Here is a 3,312-nt window from a genome sequence, read left to right as displayed (position 1 = left end):
GGCGAGGACGGCGACGGGGGCCGCGAGGCGGGGAGACTGCATACCACCATCCTGGACGAGTTCCGCTCTCCGCGTTCTCAGTCCACCCCGACCCTCCGCAGGATCCGCAGCGCGATGACCGTGATCCACGGGTTCGGCTCGCGGGATGCCGGGTACTCCACGTGGGTGGCGCCGGGATACCCGCGGGCGCCGGCCCACCGTCCGTCGGCGCGACGGCGCCGGCGGAGCACGTCGAGACCGTCGGAGAGTCGCTCGTCGGCGACGACACCGGCCGCGGTGACGGCGTCGAGGCCCCGCAGGACGTCGAATCGCCACCGCGCGGGATGGTGGAGCCGGGTGAACTCCGGGCGGATCACCTGGCCGGTCCGGTGGCTGCGGAACAGCCGGTGGACCAGCAGGAACTCGATGGCCTCCGCGCGGGCCCCGGCGACCTCGTCGGCGCGGTACGGGTGCCCGGCCGAGAGATAGGCGGTGAACCCCTCGATCACGCTCGTGGTGCTGTGCACGGAGGAATGCGTGGCCCCCGACCGCGTGCTCCGGCAGTTGAACCCGCCGTCGGCCATGCGCTCGGCGAGGATCGCGTCGATCAGCCCGGCCAACAGAGGCGTCTGCGCGCCGAATCGGCTGCAGTAGGTCAGCGCCATACCGTTGATGCACACGTCGCTGCGGTGGGCGGTCGGGCTCACGCGCAGGCCGCCGTCGGCGCACCGTGGCGCCTCCAGGACCATCCGCACGGACGAGGTCGCGCGGGGGTCGCCGGGGTCCAGCCCCAGCCCGGCGAGTTCGAGCACCGTGTCGTGCGTGCTGGTCCACTGGGGCAGGGCGAAGCCGGATCCCCAGTGCCCGTCCGAACGCCGGTACCCGAGCAGCGCCGCGCCCACCCCGGAGTCCGCGATAGCGGACCGCAGCACCGGGTCGTCGTGGTCCTCCAGGTCGCGGGCGGCGAGGTACGCGGTCGACGGGTCGGCCGCCCGCAGCCACGGCAGCACGTCGGGGTGGCCGCTCATATCCCCGAGATCACGCGCGCCGGCAGCGCGCGCCGGATCCGACGGAGGGTCTTGCACCCCCACACGTAGTGGCTCGAGGTGGCGGAGACGAGGTAGGCACCGAGCGTGGTGCTCCCGGTCCAGGCGTGGCGGCCCCGGGTGAAGAGGTCCTCGTCGGAGTGCGAGGAGATCACGGCGAGGCACCGGGCGTGGCTGCCGGCGAGCAGGTCGACGGCGTCGGCGTACGAGGTGCCCAGGTAGCGCTCGCGGATCTCGGCGTTGATCGCCGGGGTCTCGCGCCAGGTGCGCCCCTCACCGGGGATCGCGGGCGTACCGCCGGCGTTCCCCGTCTCCGCCCAGCCCAGGGCCATGAGCTGCCAGGCGTGGATGTGGGTGAGCACGTCCCGCGGGTGCCGGGAGGTGTCCTCGATCTCCGCCTCCCAGGTGACGTCGGCCAGTACCACGGGGTCGAACCGGTCGAGGGCGAGGTGCAGCCGCTCGTACTCCCCGGCGGCCGCCTCGAGCAGTGCGGTCCTGGTGGTCGGGCGCGGCATGACCCGAGCCTGCCACGGCCGGGGCCGGTGGACTAGCGTCGACGGTCATGATCACCCCGTCGGAGTTCGCGGCCGACACATCCACCCGCCGGATCCGCCTGGACGTGGCCTACGACGGCACCGACTTCTCCGGGTGGGCCCGGCAGCCCGGCCTGCGCACGGTGTGCGGGGTCCTGGAGGAGCAGCTCGGGACCGTGTTGCGCCACCCGGTGACCCTGACGGTCGCCGGCCGCACCGACGCCGGGGTCCACGCCCGGGCCCAGGTGTGCCACCTCGACGTGGACCCGGCGTGGCTGGATCAGCGGTCGTTCGACGGGCGCCCCGAGGCTCTGGTGCGCAGACTCGCCAGGCTCCTGCCCCCCGACATCGCGGTGATGCACGCCCGGTGGGCGCCCGCGGACTTCGACGCCCGCTTCTCGGCGCTGCGCCGCCACTACGAGTACCGGCTCACCACCGCGCCGTGGGGGCCCGAGCCGACCCGCGCCCGCGACACCGCGGCCTGGACACGGACGGCGGACCTGGACGCGGTGCGTGAGGCCTCCTCGCGACTGCTGGGCCTGCACGACTTCGCGGCGTTCTGTCGTCGCCGGGAGGGCGCCACGACGATCCGGGAGTTGCAGCGCTTCGACTGGCTCGCCGAGCCGGATCCGCGCGGGCCTGACGCGCCCGGGGCGGCCGAGGTGTGGACCGCGTCGGTGAGCGCCGACGCGTTCTGCTGGTCCATGGTGCGCAGCCTGGTGGGCGCGGTGATGGCCGTGGGGGAGGGCCGGCGCGGCCAGGAGTGGATCACCGGGCTGCTGGACGAGAGGCAGCGGTCGTCGGCGGTGCCCGTGGCGCCCGCGTGCGGCCTGTCGCTGGTGGGGGTGGACTACCCGGCGGATGTCGACCTCGCGGCCAGGAACCTCACCACCCGTGAGGTGCGCCCCGGCCCGGATCGCGGCCCGGGGGCCGGGGCGGAGTGCTGCGGGGGGTAGTCGGCTACCCGCTCGCGGCGTCGAAGATCGGCGAGAGTGCGAACAGCATGACCATCGACCAGACCACGTGGGTGACGATGGGCCCCAGCACCCCGCCGGTGCACCGCCTCTGCACCGCGGTGACCAGACCCAGCACGAGCGCGGCGACCACGAGCAGCGGGATGCCCGCGGCGGCCGTGACGGCGCCGTAGATCAGCGTGGTCACCAGGATCGGGTGGATGCGCGAGGTGGCCGAGTACACCGCGCCGCGGTGGAAGCACTCCTCGGCGGCGCCGTTGACGGCCGTGAGCAGGGCCACCAACGCCAGGTTGCCCACGGTGGCGTGGGCGAGCAGCGCCTCGACGGGCTCGCGGAGCGGTTCGATCTGCGCCACCACCACCGCCCCCACACAGAACACGAGGGCCAGGGCCGTGGCGGCGAGGACCGAGGACAGGATCGGTCGGCCCGGGCGGTAGGGCTCGCATCCCACCCGGATCGGGCCGGAGGCGAAGGCCCCCACCAGCCACACCGCCGCGAGCAGGGCGGTGGCCGGATAGAACATGGTGTCGCCGGGTGGGATCCGCAGCGCCCAGGCGCTGACGGCCGTGCCCACGACCAGGGTGATGACGACGACGACGAGGCGCCGGCGCGTGGGCGGCACCGGCGCGGTCTCCATCTCGCCGGTGCGGAAGGCGTGCCGGTAGCGGCCGAGCAGGGTGGTGGGCGCGGGCTCAGGCATGGGGTCGATTCTGCCCTCGGTCATGCTCGCCCGTGTCCCTCGCCCGCGGTGCCCATGGCGCCGGTCTCTACTTCCCCGTG

The 3,312-nt window shown here is 74.2% G+C and carries 4 protein-coding genes; 1 reads left to right on the top strand and 3 read right to left on the bottom strand.

Annotated features, from left to right (window positions below; genetic code table 11):
- Positions 1–77 precede the first annotated feature (77 nt).
- On the bottom strand, positions 78–1,007 hold the full coding sequence (locus IY392_RS10165; RefSeq protein ID WP_194861140.1) for a hypothetical protein: 930 nt from the start codon (positions 1,005–1,007) through the stop codon (positions 78–80).
- Entirely contained in the window at positions 1,004–1,540 is a 537-nt protein-coding gene (locus tag IY392_RS10160) for a ClbS/DfsB family four-helix bundle protein (protein ID WP_194861139.1), read from the bottom strand. The genes IY392_RS10165 and IY392_RS10160 overlap by 4 nt, the downstream gene beginning before the upstream one ends.
- 47 nt (positions 1,541–1,587) lie before the next feature.
- Here IY392_RS10160 and truA point away from each other — a divergent pair, with 47 nt between their 5' ends.
- Positions 1,588–2,514 carry a tRNA pseudouridine(38-40) synthase TruA gene (gene truA, locus IY392_RS10155; RefSeq protein ID WP_194861138.1) on the top strand — a complete coding sequence of 309 codons (927 nt, stop codon included), beginning with the start codon at positions 1,588–1,590 and terminating at the stop codon, positions 2,512–2,514.
- A 4-nt stretch (positions 2,515–2,518) separates the two neighbouring features.
- On the opposite strand, the gene IY392_RS10150 is transcribed toward truA, so the two are convergent.
- The gene (locus tag IY392_RS10150; protein WP_228549257.1) at positions 2,519–3,232 is read right to left on the bottom strand and encodes a CPBP family intramembrane glutamic endopeptidase; all 714 of its coding nucleotides are present in this window, start codon (positions 3,230–3,232) and stop codon (positions 2,519–2,521) included.
- Positions 3,233–3,312 lie beyond the last annotated feature (80 nt).

Origin of the sequence: Dietzia sp. SYD-A1, assembly GCF_015356725.1 — a bacterium.
In the GTDB taxonomy this organism is placed as follows: Bacteria; Actinomycetota; Actinomycetes; order Mycobacteriales; family Mycobacteriaceae; genus Dietzia.
Note: the sequence above shows the minus strand (reverse complement) of the source record. Positions and strands in the feature narration are given on the sequence as shown.

Excerpts from the sequence above, each read along its gene's own strand:
- IY392_RS10165 (WP_194861140.1), bottom strand. The coding sequence starts at position 1,007 with ATGAGCGGCCACCCCGACGTGCTGCCGTGGCTGCGGGCGGCCGACCCG.
- IY392_RS10160 (WP_194861139.1), bottom strand. The coding sequence starts at position 1,540 with ATGCCGCGCCCGACCACCAGGACCGCACTGCTCGAGGCGGCCGCCGGG.
- truA (WP_194861138.1), top strand. The coding sequence starts at position 1,588 with ATGATCACCCCGTCGGAGTTCGCGGCCGACACATCCACCCGCCGGATC.
- IY392_RS10150 (WP_228549257.1), bottom strand. The coding sequence starts at position 3,232 with ATGCCTGAGCCCGCGCCCACCACCCTGCTCGGCCGCTACCGGCACGCC.